17 protein-coding genes are annotated in these 21953 nt (G+C 49.8%); 11 read left to right on the top strand and 6 right to left on the bottom strand.

Annotation, left to right across the window (positions count from 1 at the left end; translation table 11 throughout):
- Nucleotides 1–2: 2 nt before the first annotated feature.
- The gene (locus FPE01S_RS14705; RefSeq protein WP_046369674.1) at nt 3–761 is read right to left on the bottom strand and encodes a methyltransferase domain-containing protein; all 759 of its coding nucleotides are present in this window, start codon (nt 759–761) and stop codon (nt 3–5) included.
- A 65-nt stretch (nt 762–826) separates the two neighbouring features.
- Here FPE01S_RS14705 and FPE01S_RS14700 point away from each other — a divergent pair, with 65 nt between their 5' ends.
- The gene (locus FPE01S_RS14700; RefSeq protein ID WP_046369673.1) at nt 827–1765 is read left to right on the top strand and encodes a hypothetical protein; all 939 of its coding nucleotides are present in this window, start codon (nt 827–829) and stop codon (nt 1763–1765) included.
- A gap of 28 nt (nt 1766–1793) precedes the next feature.
- Complete coding sequence (locus tag FPE01S_RS14695; RefSeq protein WP_046369672.1) at nt 1794–2690, top strand: hypothetical protein; 897 nt, start codon at nt 1794–1796, stop codon at nt 2688–2690.
- Here FPE01S_RS14695 and FPE01S_RS14690 read toward each other — a convergent pair.
- Together FPE01S_RS14690 and FPE01S_RS14685 are read right to left on the bottom strand one after the other, a co-directional pair.
- The gene (locus FPE01S_RS14690; protein WP_046369932.1) at nt 2687–3580 is read right to left on the bottom strand and encodes an SDR family oxidoreductase; all 894 of its coding nucleotides are present in this window, start codon (nt 3578–3580) and stop codon (nt 2687–2689) included. The genes FPE01S_RS14695 and FPE01S_RS14690 overlap by 4 nt on opposite strands.
- Before the next feature lie 74 nt (nt 3581–3654).
- Nucleotides 3655–4233, bottom strand: a complete 579-nt coding sequence (locus FPE01S_RS14685) for a Crp/Fnr family transcriptional regulator (protein WP_046369671.1) — start codon at nt 4231–4233, stop codon at nt 3655–3657.
- A 113-nt stretch (nt 4234–4346) separates the two neighbouring features.
- Here FPE01S_RS14685 and FPE01S_RS14680 point away from each other — a divergent pair, with 113 nt between their 5' ends.
- Nucleotides 4347–5534 carry an MFS transporter gene (locus tag FPE01S_RS14680; RefSeq protein WP_046369670.1) on the top strand — a complete coding sequence of 396 codons (1188 nt, stop codon included), beginning with the start codon at nt 4347–4349 and terminating at the stop codon, nt 5532–5534.
- Here FPE01S_RS14680 and FPE01S_RS14675 read toward each other — a convergent pair.
- On the bottom strand, nt 5528–6046 hold the full coding sequence (locus FPE01S_RS14675) for a hypothetical protein (RefSeq protein WP_046369669.1): 519 nt from the start codon (nt 6044–6046) through the stop codon (nt 5528–5530). The genes FPE01S_RS14680 and FPE01S_RS14675 overlap by 7 nt on opposite strands.
- Nucleotides 6047–6163: 117 nt before the next feature.
- Between FPE01S_RS14675 and FPE01S_RS14670 the strand changes: the two genes are divergently transcribed.
- Complete coding sequence (locus FPE01S_RS14670; RefSeq protein ID WP_046369668.1) at nt 6164–7189, top strand: NAD(P)-dependent alcohol dehydrogenase; 1026 nt, start codon at nt 6164–6166, stop codon at nt 7187–7189.
- Between the two features lie 16 nt (nt 7190–7205).
- On the opposite strand, the gene FPE01S_RS14665 is transcribed toward FPE01S_RS14670, so the two are convergent.
- On the bottom strand, nt 7206–8639 hold the full coding sequence (locus FPE01S_RS14665) for a serine hydrolase domain-containing protein (RefSeq protein ID WP_046369667.1): 1434 nt from the start codon (nt 8637–8639) through the stop codon (nt 7206–7208).
- Nucleotides 8640–8713: 74 nt separating this feature from the next.
- Here FPE01S_RS14665 and FPE01S_RS14660 point away from each other — a divergent pair, with 74 nt between their 5' ends.
- Nucleotides 8714–9643 carry a hypothetical protein gene (locus FPE01S_RS14660; protein ID WP_046369666.1) on the top strand — a complete coding sequence of 310 codons (930 nt, stop codon included), beginning with the start codon at nt 8714–8716 and terminating at the stop codon, nt 9641–9643.
- Nucleotides 9644–9698: 55 nt separating this feature from the next.
- Here the strand turns inward: FPE01S_RS14660 and FPE01S_RS14655 are convergent, their stop codons facing one another.
- Nucleotides 9699–12068 (bottom strand): ABC transporter permease, encoded by a 2370-nt coding sequence (locus tag FPE01S_RS14655; protein ID WP_046369665.1) that lies wholly within the window; start codon nt 12066–12068, stop codon nt 9699–9701.
- Nucleotides 12069–12280: 212 nt separating this feature from the next.
- Here FPE01S_RS14655 and FPE01S_RS14650 point away from each other — a divergent pair, with 212 nt between their 5' ends.
- From FPE01S_RS14650 to FPE01S_RS14625, 6 genes are all read left to right on the top strand, one after another.
- The gene (locus FPE01S_RS14650; protein WP_046369664.1) at nt 12281–12967 is read left to right on the top strand and encodes a response regulator transcription factor; all 687 of its coding nucleotides are present in this window, start codon (nt 12281–12283) and stop codon (nt 12965–12967) included.
- A complete protein-coding gene (locus FPE01S_RS14645) occupies nt 12964–14331 on the top strand; it encodes a sensor histidine kinase (RefSeq protein ID WP_046369663.1) in 1368 nt (455 codons plus the stop codon). Before FPE01S_RS14650 ends, FPE01S_RS14645 begins: the two co-directional genes overlap by 4 nt.
- Nucleotides 14332–14400: 69 nt before the next feature.
- Entirely contained in the window at nt 14401–15657 is a 1257-nt protein-coding gene (locus tag FPE01S_RS14640; RefSeq protein ID WP_046369662.1) for a TolC family protein, read from the top strand.
- 21 nt (nt 15658–15678) lie between these two features.
- Nucleotides 15679–16782, top strand: coding sequence for an efflux RND transporter periplasmic adaptor subunit (locus FPE01S_RS14635; RefSeq protein WP_083990262.1), 1104 nt, complete (start codon nt 15679–15681; stop codon nt 16780–16782).
- A gap of 4 nt (nt 16783–16786) precedes the next feature.
- On the top strand, nt 16787–19900 hold the full coding sequence (locus FPE01S_RS14630) for an efflux RND transporter permease subunit (RefSeq protein WP_046369661.1): 3114 nt from the start codon (nt 16787–16789) through the stop codon (nt 19898–19900).
- 574 nt (nt 19901–20474) lie between these two features.
- Nucleotides 20475–21953 carry a YfcC family protein gene (locus FPE01S_RS14625; protein ID WP_169749172.1) on the top strand — a complete coding sequence of 493 codons (1479 nt, stop codon included), beginning with the start codon at nt 20475–20477 and terminating at the stop codon, nt 21951–21953.

Raw genomic sequence — 21953 nt, 5'->3', positions numbered from 1 at the left:
ATTCAGAATCTCCCGTAAAGGATCAGCCGCTTGAAGGGATATACCACCGGCGTACCGTTAAATTGCTTCCTGATCCTTTCACGGAAAGCAGCCTCCAACAAATCCTGCAGCTGGTTTTCAAGGCGTTCCATATAAGGAACAAGCGCAGACCCGGCGATAAAATCATATAGGCGGTCCGCCGCCGGAACAAGCAGCGGATAAACTTTCTGGTAGATGACAACATCCTGCGCACCCTGTTGAAAAAATAACTGCGTATAGGCATCAAGGCCAAGTACCGGGGAATCCCGCCGCCATCCCTGCAACGCTTCGCGGAAGGGCGACTCACGCACCAGCGTATCAAGCACCTGGTTCAGGCGATTTTCCTGCTGCGATGGCATTTGTACAGCAAGTTGTCCACCGCTATGGAGTTTGCTGATGATTTTTGGGAAGAGGACCGCGTGATCGTCGACCCATTGCAGGGAAGCATTGGCGAATATGAGATCCCAATGCTCCTCCCGTTCCAACTGGGCTTCCACGGAGCGATTCACAAAGGCGATCCGCCCGGTCCGCGGTGCTTTGGCCAGCATTTCGGCAGAGGTATCAATTCCGGTAATCTTGTGCGGTGAAAATTTTTCGGCGAGCAGCTGGGTAAGCTCTCCCGTTCCACACCCCAGGTCAATGATATTCATTCCCTGACGGGGGTAAATATGCCCAACCAGGTCGTGAAAAGGCTGATAACGTTCTTCCTTAAACTGGTTGTATAACTCAGGATTCCAGGCCATGCAACTAAAGGTACACTATGAGATTTCAAAGTTTGCTATTATATTCGCTGCAAATTTAAACCCCTGTGAAAAAGCTCCTTACCCTACTTCTATGCGCCAGCCTGTTTGCGTGCAGTAAAAAAGACTCCGACAGCGAACCTCAAAAGCGGGATACCTCCCAGGACCTTCCCCAACAAATACAGCATCTTCAGGTCAATACGGACAAGACAGATTTTTACAATTTTATGGTCGACCAGGCCAATAATAGCTTCAGCCTGTACAAGGATGATACGGCTACGGCAACCCTATACGATGCACTTGCATACAGCTACCAGCTGAATAGTGATGGCTTCCTGGTTAAATGCTTCCAGCCAGGAGAAAACGGAACACGCAACACAGTAGAAATCCAGCGGCACGACAACAATCAGATCAAAACGATCAAATCCACCGATGCCTACGGCTTCAGCACCACTACCTGGTTTGACTATTCCGTTGAAGACGGGCGCACGGTAATCCGTACCACCAACAACCCTGTCGATGGATGGACAACTGCTGCTACCGGAACTACCCGTTGCGTTTACGATGCCAACAACAAAGTTGTCCGGACTACCGGGTATTCTTTCGCTTACCAGAAAGGCAACATGGTGATGTGTGCAACGGACTATACCTTACCTGATGTTTTTGAGAATATCCGCGTCAGCTATTACCGCGGCGGCAGATCCGGCCGGCTTGATTTCCTGATGAGAACAATTCTCGGAAAAGACTACTATATTGAAGAGATCCGCAAACTATACATGTTCTCCGTTTTCGGTATTGAGGGTATGACCAGCATTGCCCTTTCCGACGGCAGCCCCATCCAGGAACTGGAATACCAATTCAGCACCGGCCCGAACAGCAGCACAGAATATAACCGGAAAATCAATTTCTCCTACGAGTATGACGACAATGGAGACATCACTTCCATGCTGCAAAATGCCCAACAGGGTGTAAACAACAGAAGCGATCGGTATACGTTTGTCTATTAATTCTGCTACCAGCTTTTAATAACCTTCCATGAAAAAGATCCTGTTCGGCTTCCTTTGCGTGGCCCTTGTTTCCTGCCATAAAGATTCGACCCCGGCCGGAACCGATGAAACAAATAACAACCTGCTTCCAAAGGCCATTAAACTCTCCATCCCCGGTCAGAGTGGTGAAATACACTTCACCTTCCTGATGGATACCCTGCAGCATGTTTACGAGGTTTATGGCGACGACCTTTTAACAGCCAGCCCAAATGATCTGTATTACCGCTACCAGCTGAACGATGATGGCTACCTGATCAGCTGCAGGCGGATATGGCCAAATGGCGAACCCCGCATTGCTGAAATACACCGGGATGATAATAACCGGATCCAATATATCAGCACGGAAACCGAACAGGGCAAACCAGACACGACATTTTTCCAATACGCTATTTCAGGAAGTAATGCGGTAATCACCACCACGCATAACAAGGTATCCCGGAGAAGCGTCTATAACGCCGGCAACCAGATCATTGAACGCGAACCTTACGAATACGAATATTCCGGAACCGGGCTCGTAAACTGCTCCGGTTTCAATACCCTGGAAAACCGCCTTGAAAATTACACAGCTACTTACCATACTTCCGGTAAATCCGGCCCGATTGACAGGCTGATGTTTACCCTGCTCGGAAAAGATCATTACATAGAAGACTTGCGGGACTTATATGAATTCTGCATCTATTATTCCCGCGGCGTGGTGAATTTTCCCTACTCAGATGGCAACCAGTTAACACAGGTCGCATTTACCAGCACGGATGGGTCCATCACCGATCATGAAACGATCAATGTCTCCTATGAATATAACAGCAAGGGACATATCAGTGCCATGTTAATGACTAAAGTGGAAGAGCCACTGCTGGGCACTATCCGTTACGAATTCGTTTATTAACGGTCTGAATAGTTTCCTGCTGCCAGGTCGTCCAGCAGGGTAAGTTCAGTTGGTTTCCAGGAAAGCAATTCATGACTTAGGCTGGCTGTTGCAGGACAATCCATCATGGCAAAATGTGTAAACCATCCAAAATGTTCTGTTGCGGCTTCCGGGGACCTGCTTTCTGCCGGTAAATCCAATTGCTTTCCTATAGCCGCTGCGATCAGTCGAAACGGAATGCCTTCTTCTGCAACAGCATGGAAAGTCTTTTCAGCCGGCTGCAGTTCAATAATACGTCGGTAGATCGCAGCAGCATCGGACCGGTGTACCGCGGGCCATCGATTTGCGCCCTCACCCACAAAAGCTGACACGCCCTTTTCTTTTGCCATTGCCATCACCATGGGTACAAATCCATGATCTCCCTTTCCATGAACACTGGGCGGTAAGCGGACAATATAGGTATTCACTCCCCGGTCAGCAACAACTTTAGCGGCCTCTTCAGTTGCCGCACGGGGAATTATCGCTGAGGACGATGGTTGATCAGATTCCGCAACAGGATGGTCATAATGCAGTAACCCGACGCCAGAGGTGATTACCAGTGGACGATCTGACCCGGCAAGTGCTTCACCCAGCGAGAGTATCACCCGGCGATCGGCTTCGCAATTTGCTTTAAACTGCGAAAAGTCATGATTGAATGCCGTATGGATCACGGCATCTGCCTTTGCAACACCCAGCCGGAGATTTTCCGGATCATCAATGTCACCACGATGAACCAACGCGCCGGCATCATCAAGTGCCTTCGCACTGCTGTCAGACCGCGCAAGTCCAATTACTTCATGACCGCCATCCAATAACTGTTTTACTACAGCAGAACCCACAAATCCGGTAGCACCCGTAACAAAAACACGCATATGAAATGTTTTAAGTGAAATGGCTACAAATTTGGGATAGCTGCCGGCAATAAACCGGGACATTTGTCCCTGTTTCACCCGCGATGCCACTGCGCCTGCCGCACCCTTGTCAGGGTCTTCACGGAAACACCCAGGTAAGACGCAATCATATGCAAAGGCAACCGGTTAAGCAGGTCGGGAAAGCTGCGGACAAATGCTTCATATTTCACTTCGGGAGGGTCACTCAGGGCTGAAAACAGGCGATGCCGGCTGCTGTGGACGGTTCCCGAGATCAGGCGCTGTGAAAGGCTTTGCAGCTCAGGCAGTTCGTTCATCAGCGAATCGAATGTTGCTTTTGTCCACAACAGGAGTTCCGAACGTTCCACCCCGGCAATATTAAATGCACATGGTGCCTGCCTGTCATAACTCTCGGCATCAACGGTCCAGGTATTTTCAGGAGAGAATTGCAGTATATGCTCACTGCCGTCAGCATCCTGCCCATAAGTGCGGAGCAGTCCTGTCAACACAAAAGTCTTGTACCGGCAGACCTGGCCTTCCTGCAATAATAATTCGTTGCGCTGAAGGGTACGTTGCTGCGCAGCAGCAAAAACTTTTTCCACCGTTTCCGCACTGAGCTGAACCTGCCGGCAATATGTCTGCCACACTTTGAACATACTATCCCAAAATTAGGTGATCCCGCGCATGTCCAAACTGCCCCCGGGGAAAGTCCGTTATAACACCTTCGCCATATCTATTCAGCCAATAAATTTGAAAGTCAATTGCGCCGATGAGCAAAGCTGAATTTATCGCACTCTCTGCCTGTACCATGATGCTGACCGCCCTCGGCATCGATATCATGCTGCCGGTATTCGGCGAAATCCGCCAACACTTCCACCTCCCCGCAAACTCCACCGCAACTGCCAATATCGTGGTGTTCTTTTTCCTGGGACAGGTAGCACAGGTGATCTTCGGTGCATTGTCAGACCGCTTCGGTCGCCTCGCCATTCTCAGGGTTGGATTTCCGCTCTACATTCTGGGTGGCATCGCTGCAGCTTACGCACCTTCGATGGCAACACTCTTCGCTGCGAGATTTGTGGCCGGTATCGGGGCATCTGCAGTATTCATGACAACCATTGCGGGTGTGCGGGACCGCTATGTGGGTGACCAGATGGCCCATATGATGTCGCTGATCTTTACCATCTTCCTGTCTACCCCGGTCTTTGCACCATTCCTGGGACTGGCCATCATGCAGGTTTCGTCGTGGCGGATGGTCATGCTGACACCGCCGCTTTTCGCCGTAATCGCATTCGCCTGGTCACTGCGGCTGAATGAATCGCTTCCGCGGGAAAAACGCCAGCCGCTCAACTTCCCCCATTTCGCTGCGTCGGTCAGCCAGATTTTCCGCAACAGGATTTTCCTGCGGTATACTGCGATCACCACGATGTTGTTCACTGGTTTAAGTTCATGGGTATCCAGTTCCGCGCATATTGTGAGCGACATCTACCATCGTCCAAAGCTGTTTGCCTGGGTCTTCGGCGCCATTGGCCTCTGGATGGCCATTTGTACCCTGACCAACTCGCGGCTCGCATCACGATTTGGGTCAAAACCCACCCTGCGCTGGCTGCTGGTTGCCTATACCATCGTCGCATCACTCCTGTTGCTATGGACGCTGGCTTTCGGAAGCCCGCCCCAGCTTTATATTTTTGTGATCTCCGTGGGATTGCTCCTCGGCATCAACCTTGCAGTAGAACCGAACAGCAGTGCACTGGCCATGGAGCCCATGGGCAATACGGCAGGCCTTGCTTCTTCCCTTTACGGCACATCTTTCTTTTTTGTAGGTGCAGGGCTGGGTGCTATTATCAGCAGCCTGCTTAGTGAAGATGTGTTGCCAATCGTGGTGGCGTTTTTTGCCATTGGCCTAGTGACCACCCTAATTGCAAATGGAGATACGGGCCTTCGGAAAGAGACTCAATGACTGTATATGTAAAGCACACCATCCGCCATTTGAATCAGTTCTCCATCTTTTGCGGCCCTCAATCGAAATCCCAAACTGATATCTTTATGAGGGAAAGACCTAACCAGATTGGCAGATTGAAAATATGTCGGACCACTGTTCGCAGGAATATTAATCAAACTTCCTTCGACAGGAACATTGTCAGTAAGATTGAATAATTCAACAGTACCAGCGCCAGGCAACGGTTCAAGAATATTGGAAAATGAAAATGCGACGGAATCCACCCCGGAATAGTAATCAATGTTAAAGCGCTCAATACGAAAAGATTCCGGAATCCAATATTCAGTTGATTGCCATCCCAGGCCAGGCAGTTGAATTCTCACCTGGTACGGCCCCGACACTATCGTCGTATCATGGTGTATCACAATCGTTGTGTCGCGGTAAATAATCTCCGAAGGAAGATATTCGGTTTTCGTACAGCCGAAAGCAAAACAGATTGCCAGCACGGAAAGGATTAAAATGAGACGTCTCATAAGGTTAAGGTTGAATTAAACATAGTGGAACCAGTCATGGTTTGAAGTACCTTTGCAGTCCCTCTCTCTACGTTTAAGGCTTTCTGGAAATAACGGGTAGCGCTAAATTTTATTTTTATGAAAGCAGTACGATTTTTCGGCCTCAAAGATGTCCGCGTAGTCAATGACCAGGAAAAGCCAGTTCCTACTGGTGATGAAGTATTGTTGAAGATCGGCGGCGCCGGCGTTTGCCACTCTGACCTCCACATCATTGACGAAGGCACAGTTTCCGGGGTAGTTTTCACATTAGGTCATGAAAATGCGGGCTGGATCGAAGCCATGGGTCCTGCAGTAAAGGGCTATAAAAAAGGCGACGCCGTGCTGGTCTATGGCCCCTGGGGTTGCGGCCATTGCAAACCCTGCCAGTTGTCCAGCGAAAACTACTGTGATCACCAGAGCGAGATGGCCTTCGGTGGCGGTCTCGGCCTGAACGGCGGCATGGCCGAATACCTGCTGGTGCCTTCCTCCCGGCTGCTGGTTCCCATCTACGACCTGGATCCCGTGATCGCCGCTCCATTGACGGATGCCGCACTTACCCCCTATTCCGCCATCAAACGCTCCCTGCATAAACTGATGTCCGATGAATTCGTGGTAGTGATCGGTGTGGGTGGATTGGGGCACGTCGCCCTGCAGATCCTCCGGGCGATGACCGGCGCTACTGTTATCGCCTGTGACATCACCCCCGACCGCCTTGAATTCGCCCGTTCACTCGGTGCTGCCTATGCGATCAATTCCAAAGACAGCGATGCCGCGGAGCAGATCAAAAAAATAACCGGGATCAAAAAAGCCAAAGTAGTGCTGGATTTCGTTGGCGCTACGTCAACGATCGAACTCGGCGCCAAAGTGGTCTCCCTGAACGGCGACCTTACCATCATCGGGCTGGGTGGCGGAAAATTCAGTTACAACATGATGGGATTGCCCTTCGGCGTCAATATGTCCAATCCCTACTGGGGTTCGCGGACTGAACTAATGGAAGTAGTGGGACTGGCCAGGCAGAAAAAGATCCATATTGAAATTGAAAAATATCCACTGGACCAGGCCGTCGAAGTCTATGACAAACTCCGGAACGGAAAGATCAAAGGCCGGGCCGTGCTGATCCCCTGATCAGCCACTAAGCCGATCATTGCAGCTCCTTTAACCGGTTCCTGGCTTCTTCGTAACCCGGATTGATTTTTATGGCAGTTTCGTATGCTCTGCGCGCATCAGCTTTCCGGCCGAGTGCCAGGTAAATGTTGCCCATAGTGACCTGTACGAGATCCTTGTCTGCAAACTCCTTCACATTGTTTTCGGAAATGATCTTTGCCTCTTCAAAACGCTTCAGATCATACAATTGCTGCGCAAGAAAATTCATCGAGATCCAGTCGGCATAATAATGCGCCGTATCGGCTTTCATCAAAGGCCAGGCAGCTACAGCAGCGCTGGCACCTTCCCTGCCGATGATGGTTTCCATCTTTTTGTGTACCGGCTGTTTCAATACTACCGGTTGACCATAAAGCACTTTATACAGGTTTGTCGTGATCCCGAAAAAATCTGTCGGGGAACTGTTGCAGAGGATTACCACCATGCTGTTGTCTGCCGGGATCCGCCGGAAAAACGAAATAAATCCATCCGTCATGCCCAGGTGAAAATTTGAAGCAGCACTGTCTGCCGGGGAGTACCTGAACTGCTTATTGAACCAGCCAAAGCCATAGTTGGCCGGATCTATTCCCGGGCGGAACATTTCAGCGGTCAGTTCTTTACTGAACAGGGTATTATTGGTCAGTGCCAGGTGAAACCTGAACAGGTCATCCACCGTAGAATAAAGATCACCCGTGCCCATGGTATTGGACTGATCGCGGAAATCCGACGAAGTATAACTCCCGAAACTGTAGTCATACCCTGTCGCACGGCTGGCCACGATCTGCGTATGAAAATAAGATCCGGAATTGTTCATGCCGGCCTTATCGAAAAGGTCTTCTTTCATCAATTGCGCATAGGATTTTCCCGTAACCCTTTCCATGATGCAACCCAGCGTAAAATAACCCCAGCTGCTGTAAGCGTAGCGGGAACCCGGCGGGAAAGCCAATGCTGAATCCATAAACACCCGGAGATAGTCTTCCCGGCTGTAATGCTGCCGGCTGATCCTCGGAAAAAAGTCTTTGATGATGTCGTAATTCGGAATGCCCGATGTGTGGTTCAGCAACTGGCGGACAGTAACCTTTGCCGCGGGTTTCCCCCGGAATTCAGGCAGGTATTTTTCCAGCGCACTGTCCAGTTGAACCAGGCCTTTCTGTACCTGGATGAGCACCAGGGTTGCCGTGAGTGGTTTGGACACTGAACCGATCATAAACTTAGTGTCGGTGCTGTTCGGAATATTCCACTCCCGGTTGGCCATACCGAACGCCCCTTCATAAACAACCTTTCCCTGCTGCGCCACCAATACAGCACCGTCAAACATGTTATACTCATGGTAGCGGCGCATCATGTCCTCCAGTCTTTTCGCCCTCTCCTGGGCAAAGGTTACAGCTGCAACACTCAATACGAAGAGTAATATTTTCAGTCTCAAATAACGCATATCGCCAACTTCCCTGAAGATACTCAATATTTATTTTTACATTTCCAACAACATAACCTTATCAATCATCCGAAATGTTTTCATTTTTCAAAAGAAAAAAAGAGTCCATACCTGTGCCTGCCTGGGCAGGCTTTTTTAATGGCAAAGAATACCAGCACTTCCTCGATGAAATCGATCGCTATTTTAAGGGCTTTCAATATATCATCAACGCTGAAGAAGGTGTCCTTACTTCAGACAGGGAAATATTCGGGTACAGTCATTTGGGCCTGGTCAACGTTGCACAACTGTGCAAGCAGGAAGGCAGGAAACAGTACCACGAAGTGATCCGGCAGCATTTTGAAAAAATGAAGGAGGGTGCTACCATGAATGATGAAATTGACAACCTGTTATCCTCCATGGAAACAGCCCGCAATTTTCTCGGTGTCCGGTTGTATCCCCAGGATTATTTCAGCGCCGTCGGATTGGATAATATAGTATATCAGCCATTTTCCGGGGAACTCCTTGCATGCCTGGTGTTCGACACCCCTCATGTCGTAAGTTCCGTAAAGCCCGATCAGGTTGAGCCCTGGAATCAGCCCGCTGACGTGTTGTTTTCCATCGGAAAAAATAACATCAGGGCTAACTACACTACAGAGATTTCCAAAGTAAGTCTGGAAGGTTTTGACATCTGGTTTGCACAAGGCGATCATCATTTTGTCACCAACATTGTTTTTGATCTTGAAACCCGGCAGGACCTCCTGGGGCAACATGGTGCCCTGGTAGCACTTCCCCACCGGCATGCAGCAATCATCTATCCCATCAACAATCTCCAGGTCGCTGATGCTATGAACAAACTTATCCCCATTACACATGGCATGAACCAGGAGGGACCAGGCTCTGTTAGCCCCGAAATTTTCTGGTACTGCGATGGCGTTTTTACACCAGTACCGTATAAACTTGAAAGCAAGAATTTACGGATTTTTCCTCCGGGACCATTCCTTGAAATGCTCAATAAGTTAAATTGAAAGCAGGCTGAATTGAAGATTCGCCCTCTTGCACCAGGCGAGCCGACTAACCACCCTACTCCGTCCTCAAACTCTTCACCGGGTTGGACACTGCTGTCCGGATAGCCTGGAACCCGATCGTGAGTACGGCAACCAATAACGCACTTCCGCCGGCCAGCGGAAATATCCACCACCGCACCGGCACCCGGTAAGCGAAGTCCTGCAGCCAGCGATCCATCCCATACCAGCCCAGCGGAAACGCAATGACGATTGCCAGCAATACCAGGCGTACATAATCCCGCGCGAGCAAAGCAATAACGGATGCCACACTTGCCCCAAGCACTTTCCGGATCCCGATCTCGCGGGTTTTCAGCTGTGCGGTATAAGCCATCAATCCGAACAAACCCAGGCAGGAGATCAGGATGGCAACTACGGCAAACACCTTAAACAATTCTCCCATGCGCTGATCGGCCTGGTATAATTTGTTGTAGCTATCATCCAGGAAATTATATTCAAAAGGGTTAGCCGGGTTATGCTGTGTCCAGAGCTTTTTTACCGCCGCTAATGCTGCTGTGGTTTTTCCCGGCACCGGCCTTACGTACAACTGTCCGGCCCAGCCAGGTTTCCAGAAAATAACGCAGGGTGCGATTTTCTGATGCATGTCGCGGAAGTGAAAATCTTTCACTATCCCCGCAATAGTCCCTTTAGTATTATAGAGGGTGAATGACTTGCCGACAGGATCTTTCAATCCCATCGCAGCAATTGCCGTCTCATTCAGCAAAAAATATCCTGAATCTGCTGCTGTACCGGTGAAACCTTGTCCCTCTGCCAGCTTCAACTGAAGCAGTTCCGGGAAATCACGTTCAACCGGCAACGAAAAGATCAGCAGGGACTGTGACGGGTCTTTTCCCGGCCAGTCGTTCATCGTGGTATTGGAACCCACCTGCAGCACATCCTGGCCCGCAGCGGAGATCCCCGCAATTGAAGACTCCTTCAGCAGTTCATTCCTGACAGCGTCATATTTACCCCTCATGTTCTTTAGTTCCAGCCGGAACACGCCATCCTTATTTATCCCCAGGTTTTTCGTCTGAACATAATTCAGTTGCCTGCCCATGATGATCGTGCAGATAATAAAAACGACGGAGAACCCGAACTGTGTCACCTGTAATATTTTCCGGAGATAATGGTTTCCCCTGCCGATGGAGAATTTACCGCGGATTGCCTGTATCGGCTGGAATGCTGACAAAAGAATAGCGGGGTAAACGGAAGCAGCCAGCAAGGTGACCAGCATGCTCGCGCCTAAAACCTTCCATATAGCCAAATCGAACAGGTCAAATACCAGGTCCTTACCCGTAAGGGAATTGTATAGCGGAAATACCAGGGCGATCAGCAGCAGTGATATTGCCATGGAGATCACGAAAACCACCAGCGTTTCCATGATAAACTGGAAAAACAACTGGTGCCTGGCAGCGCCGATCACTTTGCGCACACCTACCTCCCTGGCCCGTTGCGCAGCCCTGGCTGTGGACAGGTTAATGTAATTGATGGCGGCAATAAACAGGATGACAAATGCAACCCAGGTAAAGATCCTGACGATCGTAATGAGCCCGGGCGAACCATCAGGCTGGTACAAATGGATGTCTGCCAAAGGCTGGAGGGAGTACTGAAGGGTCTTTGTGATTTCGTCGGAAACATTCTCCTTTTGCAATCCTGTCAACTGGCTGGCAACAATACTGGTCTTAACCCCGGGTTTCAGCCGCATGTACATTTCATAATCATAGTTACGCCAGTCGCCATCAATTCCTTTTTTCGGGTCTGCGGGATTGCCGAAATACTGGTTGATGATCGATACGGGGAGAAAAAAATCATATGAAACCTGAGAATTCTTTAATGTCTTTACCACACCGGTAACAGTATAAGTTTCGTTCTGATCTTCGCGTAGTATAGACTTTCCGATTGCATTGTCATCACCGAAATACTTTTTTGCAAAAGCTTCCGTCAGCACAATGGACCTGTTATCGCGGAATGGTAAATTCCTATTACCTGCTGAAAAGGAAAACCCAAGGATCGCAAACAATTCCGGGTCAACGAAGGCGCTGTTTCTTTCGGAAAAGATCTTTTCACCTGACCGCAGTACCATCTCATTCCAGTTACGGATGATCAATCCCGATAACTCAATTCCCGGAACATCTTTGGCCACATAGTCCAGTGCCGAAGGAACTGTCGGGAAATATTTATCTTCCGCGCCGGATTTAAAATTGGGGATAGCCCTGTAAACCCGGGATGTTTCACCCGACGCCTGGTTATAACTTCTTTCATCCTGGCACCATATCAAAATCAGGATCCCCGCGGTGAGGCCAAGGACGAGCCCGGAAATGGATATGGCGGAATGGAATTTGTTCTTCCAGGTACTCCGGAATGCAATTTTCAGGTAGTTGGTAAACATGTGTCGCGGGTTTGTTCTCCTATCCCCCCTAAACCTATGCCATTCCGCCATGTAACTCGCTATCAGTGATTTGCATATTATAACAGGCTCACCCCCGTGCGCAACCGAACGACTTTTGTCCGGATTCGATACACGTCCTTGCTGTTGCACAGGCAATCAGCCCAGGCACCTGGCGGAACCTTCGCATCAGAACAAAAACATACCTTGCACGCATGGGGATCCTGGTTATTGAAGACGACGCCATTCTGAACAAGAACATCATCGACGCACTCCGTGCAGAAAACATGCCCGCAGAAGGCGTATTCGACGGTCAGCTAGCCGACAGGATGCTCCGCAGGGAACAATTCGACTGCGTGATCATGGACATTAACCTCCCGGGAAAAACCGGTTTCGATTTATGCCGCGACTTCAGGAAACACAATACCGAAACACCTGTTCTCCTCCTCACCGCTTTTAGTGAGCTGGATGACAAAGTGAAAGGCTACGACTGTGGCGCAGACGACTACCTCACTAAACCCTTCTACCTGCGTGAACTGATCCTCCGCACACAGGCACTGCTCAGGCGGTACAGGTCCGGTGCAACATCCGGTAAAGACAATGAAACACTCATTGCAGACGATATCGTTATTTATCCTAAAACCAAAAAGGTTTTTCGCCGGGATAGCGAAGTGACACTAACCCCCAGGGAATACCAGGTTCTTGAAATGCTCTGCGAACGAAAAGGAGAAATCGTATCCAAGCAGGAACTGATCAAAGCCATCTGGGGTACCGCCTTTGATACCAATACGAACACCATTGAGGTTTATGTAAACTTCCTTCGGAACAAACTTGACAAACCTTTCGGCAAAAACACGATCAAAACCAGGGTCGGATACGGCTACTACCTCGAAGCTGAATGAAGATCAGGAATAAAATACTGGTATATTTTTCCGCAACTGTCACCCTGCTGACCGCCATCGCGCTGTTCATCATCTACCTCCTGTTTTCCTCCTATCGTGAAGAAGAATTCCAGCAACGGCAGAAAGAAAAGATCACCAGTACCCTCCATTTCATTGCAGAAGTGGAAAAAACTGACAAAGACCTGGCGGAAGCAATCGACCGGATGACCCTGAATTCGCTGCTGGACGAAAAATTGCTCATCTTTGACAACAGCAGGAAGCTCATTTATTCCAGCCTGGATGACCTGCCGATCAGTTACTCCAATGATCTCCTCAACAACCTTTCCATCAACAACAACTGGATCGAAAGAAAAGACGGCCAGTACGATGTGGTTGCCATTTATTTCAAATCGGGTAGCAAATACTTCTACGGAATAAGCAAAGCCTACGACAAATTTGGCTACCTGAAGCTGACCTATCTCCGCAATATCCTTTTTATTGTTTTTGCAGCCATCACCCTGGCCGTCCTGCTGGTTTCATTATTCCTCGCCGGCAGAATTTCGAAACCCATCGACCGGCTGGCTAACCTGCTGGGTCGTTACCAGGTGGGTGAGCAGGAACATATTCCCGTTCTGCATACCACCACGCATGAAATCAACTACCTCAACGAAAAGTTCCAGGAACTCGCAGACCGCACCCGGGAAGCATTTGCTTTCCAGAAACATTCCATACACCATATTTCGCACCAGCTGAAAACGCCGGTTGCCGTGCTGGTATCAGAGCTGGAAGTGATCAAAAATCAGGCTACCGGCGAAATCACCAGGAACGCACTGGATCAGCAGATCGACAAAACAAAATCCCTCGCAGATGTGATCAACGTACTGCTGGAGATCTCCAAATCAGATTCCGGGCAACCCCTCCGGAAGGAGCCGAAAAGAATAGACGAAATTGCATTCGACGCGATTGAGGAACTAACGAAGATCCACCCTGGCTTTCATTTCGACGTGCAGTATTCCCCCGAAGACATGCCGCCTGGCAACCTTACCGGTGCTGTCAATGAAATGCTGATCCGGCAGGTATTCCAGAACCTGCTGGGCAACTGCATCGCCTACAGCAGCAACAACCGGGCGGAAATACAATTCAACAGCCGGGAATTCAATAGTGTACACATAGCCGTGATGAACAGGGGTAAAACATTATCAAACGAGGAAGAGAAGTTCCTCTTTGACCACTTCTTTCGCGGGGAAAACAGCCGGGGAAAGATTGGCTTCGGACTGGGACTGGTACTGACAAAAAAAATCATTTCTCTTCACGGCGGCACCATCAGTTATGCCGCCACCAATGATCACCTCAACACCTTTCTTATTCAACTGCCTTTAAGCTGAAATTTATTCGCTTTAAGGTGATTTTAAGGTTGCCGGTTACACTTTTGCAGCCACCATTGAGCACAACTGATGAGCGGCGTTACCGGCAAAATCCTCTTCCTTTTTATTTTCTGCTTTCCGGCCATGGTTACAGCACAGGATACCCTGCGCATTAACATCAGGCAGGCCGATAGCATCTTCCTGCAAAACAGCTACTACCTCCTTGCTGCCTCTATGAACATCGAAGGGCAAAATGCGCTGGTGATCCAGGCGAAACTGTACCCGAATGCTGTATTGACGATCGACTTCAACGCCTGGGATCCTGAAAACAACAAAATATTGCATGCCGGAAAAACCGGCCAGAAAGCGATCCAGCTGGAACAACTGATCATTCTCGGCGGCAAGCGCAAAGCTGAAATCGAAATAGCCAAAACCAATGCAGGCATCGCCGCGCTGGAACTCGAGCAAACCACCAGGAACTTAAAATACCGGTTGCACAGCAGCCTTTATGCCGCAGGCCAGCAGGAATTCCTGTTGGGCCAGTACAACCAGCAAATGACCTGGCTGGAAAACCTTTTGCAGAGCTACCAGGTGCAGGCCGATAAGGGTAATATTGCCCTGAAGGAGGTCGTGCGGCTGAAAGGTGCCTACCTCAAACTGCATAATGACCGCTCAGCAGTACTGAAGACCTGGTTTGAGACACAGGCAGACCTCCAGCAACTGATGCAGGTACCCGCTGTGATCCGGTTCGAATTTTCCGAAGATGACATTACGCGGTACATCAGGGTGATTGCCCCGGAAACGGTTCAGTCAACCGCCGGGGAATCGCGTCCCGATCTCCTGATCCTGAAACAACAACAGGTCCTCGCGAACCAGCACCTGGACCTTCAGAAAAGATATGTCGTACCGGATCTCACGGTCTTCTCTGCCTATGATCAGCGGGGCGGCGCCTTCATGAACCAGGTAAACGCCGGAATTGCCTTGCCTCTTCCTTTCCTGAACCGCAACCAGGGTAATATTAAGGCCGCAGCATTTCAAAGCCGGGAAACCGGGTACCAGTTGAAGGCCCTTGAAAATGAAGTAAACAGCCAGGTCAGGAATGCATATGCCTGGTATAACCAAAGTATCAGTGAATACCGGAAAGTAAGCGGGCTCTACAACGCCGACTTTGACCTTACACTCAAAGGCATGACCGGCAATTTTCAGAAGCGAAATGTATCCATCATGGAATTCATCGACTTCTTTGAATCTTATAATGATGTGATCACCGAACTCACCCGGACCAGGACACAACTGGTAGCTGCCGCCGAGGAACTCAACCGCCTGGCAGGAAAAGACCTCTACTAACCAATTATTGCTATAATACTTATGCATTATACAATTACTACCCGTGCCACACTGACCATCCTGGTGGCCGCAATGATGCTATTTCTTCTGGCCGGCTGCAAATCGCGAAAAATGGAAGAAACAGCAGTCGCCTTTTCCATGAGTGACACCATGTACCGCCAGTGTGCATTCATTAATGCTGAACTGCAGCAGGTGAAAAATGAGATCAGGTTGTTTGGCAAGATCGCCACTGACAACAACAAGACCGCGCAGGTGTACTCGGTACTGAGTGGTGTGGTAAAATCCATCAATGTTGGCCTGGGAGATCGTGTCAGCCAGGGGCAACTCCTAGCCGTTTTACAGAGCAGTGAAGTGGCAACCTTCCAGCAGGAAAAACTGGATGCCGCCAATGATCTTGTGATCGCTGAGAAAAACCTCCGGGTGCAACAAGACCTTTTCTCCGGCAAACTCAATTCTGAAAAGGATGTTGCCGCAGCAGAAACCGAACTGCAAAAGGCAAAAGCAAGGCTGAACCGGATCAACGAGATCTACAAAATTTACCGGCTGAAAGCGGGATCCATTTTCGACGTCGTTGCACCGATCAGCGGATTCGTGGTAACGAAAAACATCAACATCAACGAACTCCTGCGCTCCGATGAAAATGAACCGCTTTTTTCCATTGCCGAAATGAACGAGATCTGGGCAGTGGCGAATGTAAACGAAGCCGACATTCCCCGCATAAAGGAAAATTATGATGTACTCGTTAATACGGTTGCATTTCCCGACCTGAATTACCAGGGAAAGGTTGAAAAGATCTATAGCCTGATCGATCCGGCCACTAAGGCGATGAAGATCAGGGTGCGCATTCCCAACCACGACTTCAAACTGAAGCCGGATATGAACTGCACGGTTAACGTGCGTTACGCCGAACCTGAGAAGAAGGTGGCAGTGCCCACCTCCGCAATCATTTTCGACAAAAGCAAATACTGGGTAATGATCTTCAAAGACCGGCAGAATATCGAGACCCGCCAGGTTGAGCTGCACAGCCAGCTGAATGATGTCACCTACATCAGCAGCGGCCTCGCAGCCGGTGAAACAGTGATTTCAAAGAATGGTTTGCTGATCTATGACGCGATAAACGACTGACCCCATGAATGGCTTTATTCGAAACATAATCTCTTTTTCCCTCCGGAACAAATTCTTCACTTTTTTCTGGGTCGGCATACTCGTGATTGCCGGAATATTCAGCTTTGTCAAAATTCCCATCGAAGCGTTCCCTGATGTGACCAATACCCAGATCATCATTGTTACGGAATGGAACGGCCGCAGCGCAGAGGAAGTTGAGCGGTTTGTAACCACGCCGGTTGAGATCGCCATGAACAGCGTTCAGCGAAAGACCAATGTGCGCAGCATTACCATGTTCGGACTGTCGGTGATCAAGATCATTTTCGAAGATGATGTGGAGGACTTTTTTGCAAGGCAACAGGTCAGTAACCAGTTGCGGAATGTGTCTCTGCCTGATGGCGTCGAACCGGATGTACAACCGCCGTACGGCCCCACCGGCGAAATCTTCCGTTACGTGCTGAAAAGCAACTCCCGTGACACCCGTGACCTCCTGACCATCCAGAACTGGACCATCGACCGGGAATTGCGCCGCGTTCCGGGCGTAGCGGATATCGTCGCATTCGGTGGCCAGGAAAAAATTTATGAGATCTCTGTTGACCCGGTAAAGCTTCAGCAATATGACCTGACACCGCTGGAATTGTTTGAGGCCGTCAGCAAATCCAACCTCAATGTTGGTGGTGATGTGATCGAGAAGAACGGCCAGGCGTACGTCGTGCGGGGCATCGGGTTGCTGGACAACCGGTCGGATATTGAAAATACCATTGTTGATATTTTTAACGGCAACCCGCTGCTGGTAAAACATGTAGCCACCGTCTCCGAAGCGAGCGCACCGCGGGTGGGCCAGGTTGGCCTAAACCATGACGATGATGTGGTTGAAGGCATCATTGTCATGCGCAAAGGCGAAAACCCCGGCGAAGTGCTGGGCAGGGTGAAGGAAAAGATCCACGAACTGAACAATGGCATTCTTCCGTCTGACGTGAAAATGGAAACCTTTTACGACCGCGACAACCTGATGGCCTATTGCACCAAAACGGTCATGCACAACCTCGTGGAAGGTATCGTGCTGGTAACGGTAATGGTATTCCTGTTCATGGCCGACTGGCGCACGACCGTTATCGTGGCAGTGGTCATACCGCTTTCCCTGCTGTTCTCCTTCCTGATGCTGAAACTCAGGGGCATGAGCGCAAACCTGCTGTCGCTGGGCGCTATAGATTTCGGAATCATTATTGACGGTGCGGTAGTGATGGTAGAGGGAATCTTTGTAGCACTCGACCATAAGGCCCACCAGGTGGGCATGAAACGATTCAATAGCCTGGCTAAAATGGGCCTGATCAAAACCACCGGCACTCAGATGGGAAAGGCAATTTTCTTTTCCAAGCTGATCATCATAGCGGCACTCCTGCCCATTTTCTCTTTCGAAAAAGTAGAAGGAAAAATGTTTTCGCCGCTTGCCTGGACGCTTGGCTTTGCCCTGCTGGGTGCACTGCTCTTTACGCTGACGATTGTACCGGTGCTATCCTCCCTCCTGCTACGCAGGAACGTTCGTGAGAAAGACAATTTCTTCACCCGCAATGTCAATGCACTGGTTGTCAGTGCCTTCCGATGGACATTCACACACAAAAAACTGACGCTGCTGGTTGCGGCAGCTGCTTTTGTGCTGACGATTTTTTCCACCCGCTGGCTCGGCAGTGAATTTCTTCCCCAGCTCAACGAAGGTGCCCTATGGGTGGAAGCCAAAATGCCGATGAGCTATTCCCTGCCGAAAACTGTAGAGATGGTGCGCGTACTGCGGAAAGAACTGATGCAGTTCCCGGAAGTGAACGGAGTTTTGTCCCAGACCGGCAGAAGCAATGACGGCACCGACCCGAGTGGTTTTTACTACGTGCAGATGCAGGTGAACCTGAAGCCCAAAGAAAACTGGCAGCGCAAAATTTCACTGGACGACCTGGTGGAAGAAATGGACACCCGGCTAAAGGCATTCCAGGGAATCAACTATAACTATTCGCAGCCGATCATTGACAATGTGGCCGAGGCGGTGGCCGGCATGAATGCCTCCAATGCCGTTAAGATCTACGGTGAAAATCTCGATAAACTCGATGAGATCGCCAACCAGGTAATTGAGCAGATCAAAGCGGTACCCGGCATCAAGGACGTGGGCATCCTGCGGAACATCGGCCAGCCGGAGATCAGTGTTTTGCTGAACGAAGAAAAGATGGCCATCTACGGCATCACCAAAGCCGATGCACAGGCGGTGATCGAAATGGCCATCGGCGGCAAGACTGCCACACAGAAGTATGAAGGCGAAAGGAAGTTTGATATCCGGATCCGGTACGACAAGGCGTACCGGCAGGATGAGGACGATATTATGATGCTCATGATCCCCACGATCACGGGCAACAGGATCCCGCTGAAGGAAGTGGCGACTGTCAGCCAGGTTACCGGTCCGGCGTTCATTTACCGGGACAATACCAAAAGATTTATCGGTGTAAAATTCTCGGTTCGGGAAAGAGACCTGGGCAGCACCATTTCTGAAGCACAGGCCAAATTGAATGCAGGAATCCGGCTGCCGGAAGGATATCGTATAGGGTGGACAGGAGAATTCGAGAACCAGGTTCGGGCGAGTGAACGGTTGTTGCAGGTGGTACCCATCAGCCTGGTGCTTATTTTCATTTTACTGTTCATCATGTTCAGCAACGCCAAAGATGCTACTTACGTACTCATCAATGTGCCTTTTGCCCTGATCGGCGGCATTCTCGCACTGCATGTCACCGGCATCAATTTCGGGATCTCCGCCGGCGTAGGGTTTATCGCGCTGTTTGGTATCTGCGTGCAGAACGGGGTGATCCTGATCTCGGAATTCCACCGGCAAACGAAAACAGTTTCCGATCTAAACGAAGCGATTGTGAATGCAGTCCGGGTGAGAACGCGCCCTGTGGTAATGACGGCGCTGATGGCAGCTATCGGTTTGCTGCCAGCGGCGCTTAGCAGCGGGATCGGTTCAGAAAGCCAGAAACCGCTCGCGATCGTCATCATCGGGGGCCTGGTTACGGCGACACTTTTCACGCTGCTCGTATTTCCCATTGTGTATCATAAGGCACTTCATTTGCGGGAAAGGAAAAGGAAGCTCGCGGGGGTATGATGGTTTGGTGGAGATGATTTTCGCAATTGCGTTTTATTTCGCGGTATCGGGATGCTATAACAAAACACTTTCCAATGATAATTACTACCTGGGAACCAGTTATTTAGAGGAATAAAAGGTAAGTGCGCGCATTAATTAACGATTGCAACTGCCTGTAACTAGCTGAAAACTAACTTAATACAAGCTTAAAGGTTGCTTAATCCTTGCTTTAACCTTGCTTCAGCAGCAAGGTTATCATAGGGAAAAAGCTATTTTGAAGCAAGGTTAAAGCAACTTTAAAGCAATTTTCCAGCATGTTTAAAGCATCAGGAAGCAACAAGTGTGTCTTTTCCTAAAATAGTTATACCCTTGCGCTGCCCGTGCCGGGAGTCGGCATGGCAGTTACTACCTGCTGAGCAGTGGATCCTACCGTGTTTCCGGCATCATCCTCATAATGACATCGCCGGTAAAGAACTGGACACAGCGTTCCGGTCCGCCAAAGAATCGCTGGGCGGTTTCAGTGGACGATTTCGGTGGATGATCCTTGTTTTCCCCTGTTTTTTGTTTTGATTTGTGCATGGCCGCTACAAAAAACATGCTATCTCCGCTGACCATCCTGATGATCGTGGTAGTGATCGCCGCGATCGGAACCTGGGTGATACCGGCAGGACAATACAGCAAGCTTTCCGTGAATGGCAACAACTTTGTGCTTACCGGTGCCGGAAGTGAAGTGCAGTTGCCCTACACACAGCATACGCTGGATAGTCTCGGTATGCATATTGCCCTGGAGAAATTCACCAATGGGGATCTGCGCAAACCGGTTTCGGTTCCCGGTACTTTTCAGCAGACAGCAAACACGCCGCAGGGATTTATCCAGGTTTTGCAGGCGCCGGTAAAAGGCATTCATGAAAGCATCGATATCATCCTGTTCATCCTTACAATCGGTGGTTTCATGTTTGTGATCACGGAAACCGGCGCAGTCGTGAAAGGCATCACGTGGCTGGCCACTGTTATGAAAGGACGCGAACCTGTTTTGATTGTTCTGCTCACCACGATCTTTTCTTTTTTTGCAGCATCGTATGGCATGGCGGAAGAAGCATTGATATTTTACCCTTTACTGGTTCCGCTGTTTCTTGGGGCCGGGTACGACCTGATGGTTCCGCTGGCCATCATTTTCGGCGGTACGACCATCGGTGTGGTGTCTGCTTTTTCGAACCCGTTTTCCACAATCATCGCGTCCAATGCTGCAGGCATTAACTGGGCTGACGGTCTCTACCAGCGCCTTGCCATCTGGGCCGGTATTACGGCCATGCTTGATATCTATATCCTGCGGTATGCGGCCAGGGTAAAGAAAGATCCCTCCCGCTCGATCGTGTTGAAAATTGATGGCAACGTTGCCCCTGCATTTGCAGTCAACCTGGAAACCGGCACCGGTTTCAAGAAGCTCGACCTGCGTACAAAACTGTTGCTGTTTATTTATATCGCCACTTTCCTGGGCATGATTGCCGGCGTAGTTTTCTTTGGCTGGTGGACCCTGGAAATGTCGGCACTTTTTATTGGCGCTTCCATCCTGGTGGCGGTGATCAGCAGGATGAAGGAAAAGGTCTTTATCAGGGAATTCCTGAAAGGTGCAGAGAGCCTGCTGAGTGTTGCCTTTATTGTGGGCGTGGCGCGGGGTGTTACAGTAGTTCTCAATGACGGGCATATCAGTGATTCCATCCTGTATTATGCCGCGGGTGTGGTTGGCGGAATGCCGCCGGCTGTCTTTATCCTGCTGCTGCTGGTATTCTATTTTTTCTTCAGCATTTTTATCAGCTCCACATCCGGGATGGCTGTATTGACAATGCCGATCATCGGCGCACTGGCCATCATTGTGAACCTGCCGGGAAAAGAAGTGGTGAATGCTTACCAGTATGGCATGAATATCATGGCTTTTCTCACGCCTACCGGGCTGATCCTGCCAAACCTGGCGATCATCAATGTGAGTTACAAAGCCTGGCTGAAATTTATCATGCCACTGCTGGTGGCACTGGTGGTGCTTTGCGTAATCTTTTTACTGGCAGGCATCTGGTAA

This window comes from Flavihumibacter petaseus NBRC 106054, from assembly GCF_000974785.1.
GTDB classification, from domain to species: domain Bacteria; phylum Bacteroidota; class Bacteroidia; order Chitinophagales; family Chitinophagaceae; genus Flavihumibacter; species Flavihumibacter petaseus.
The sequence above is the reverse complement of the archived record's forward strand: the minus strand, read 5'-3'. Positions and strand labels throughout refer to the sequence as shown.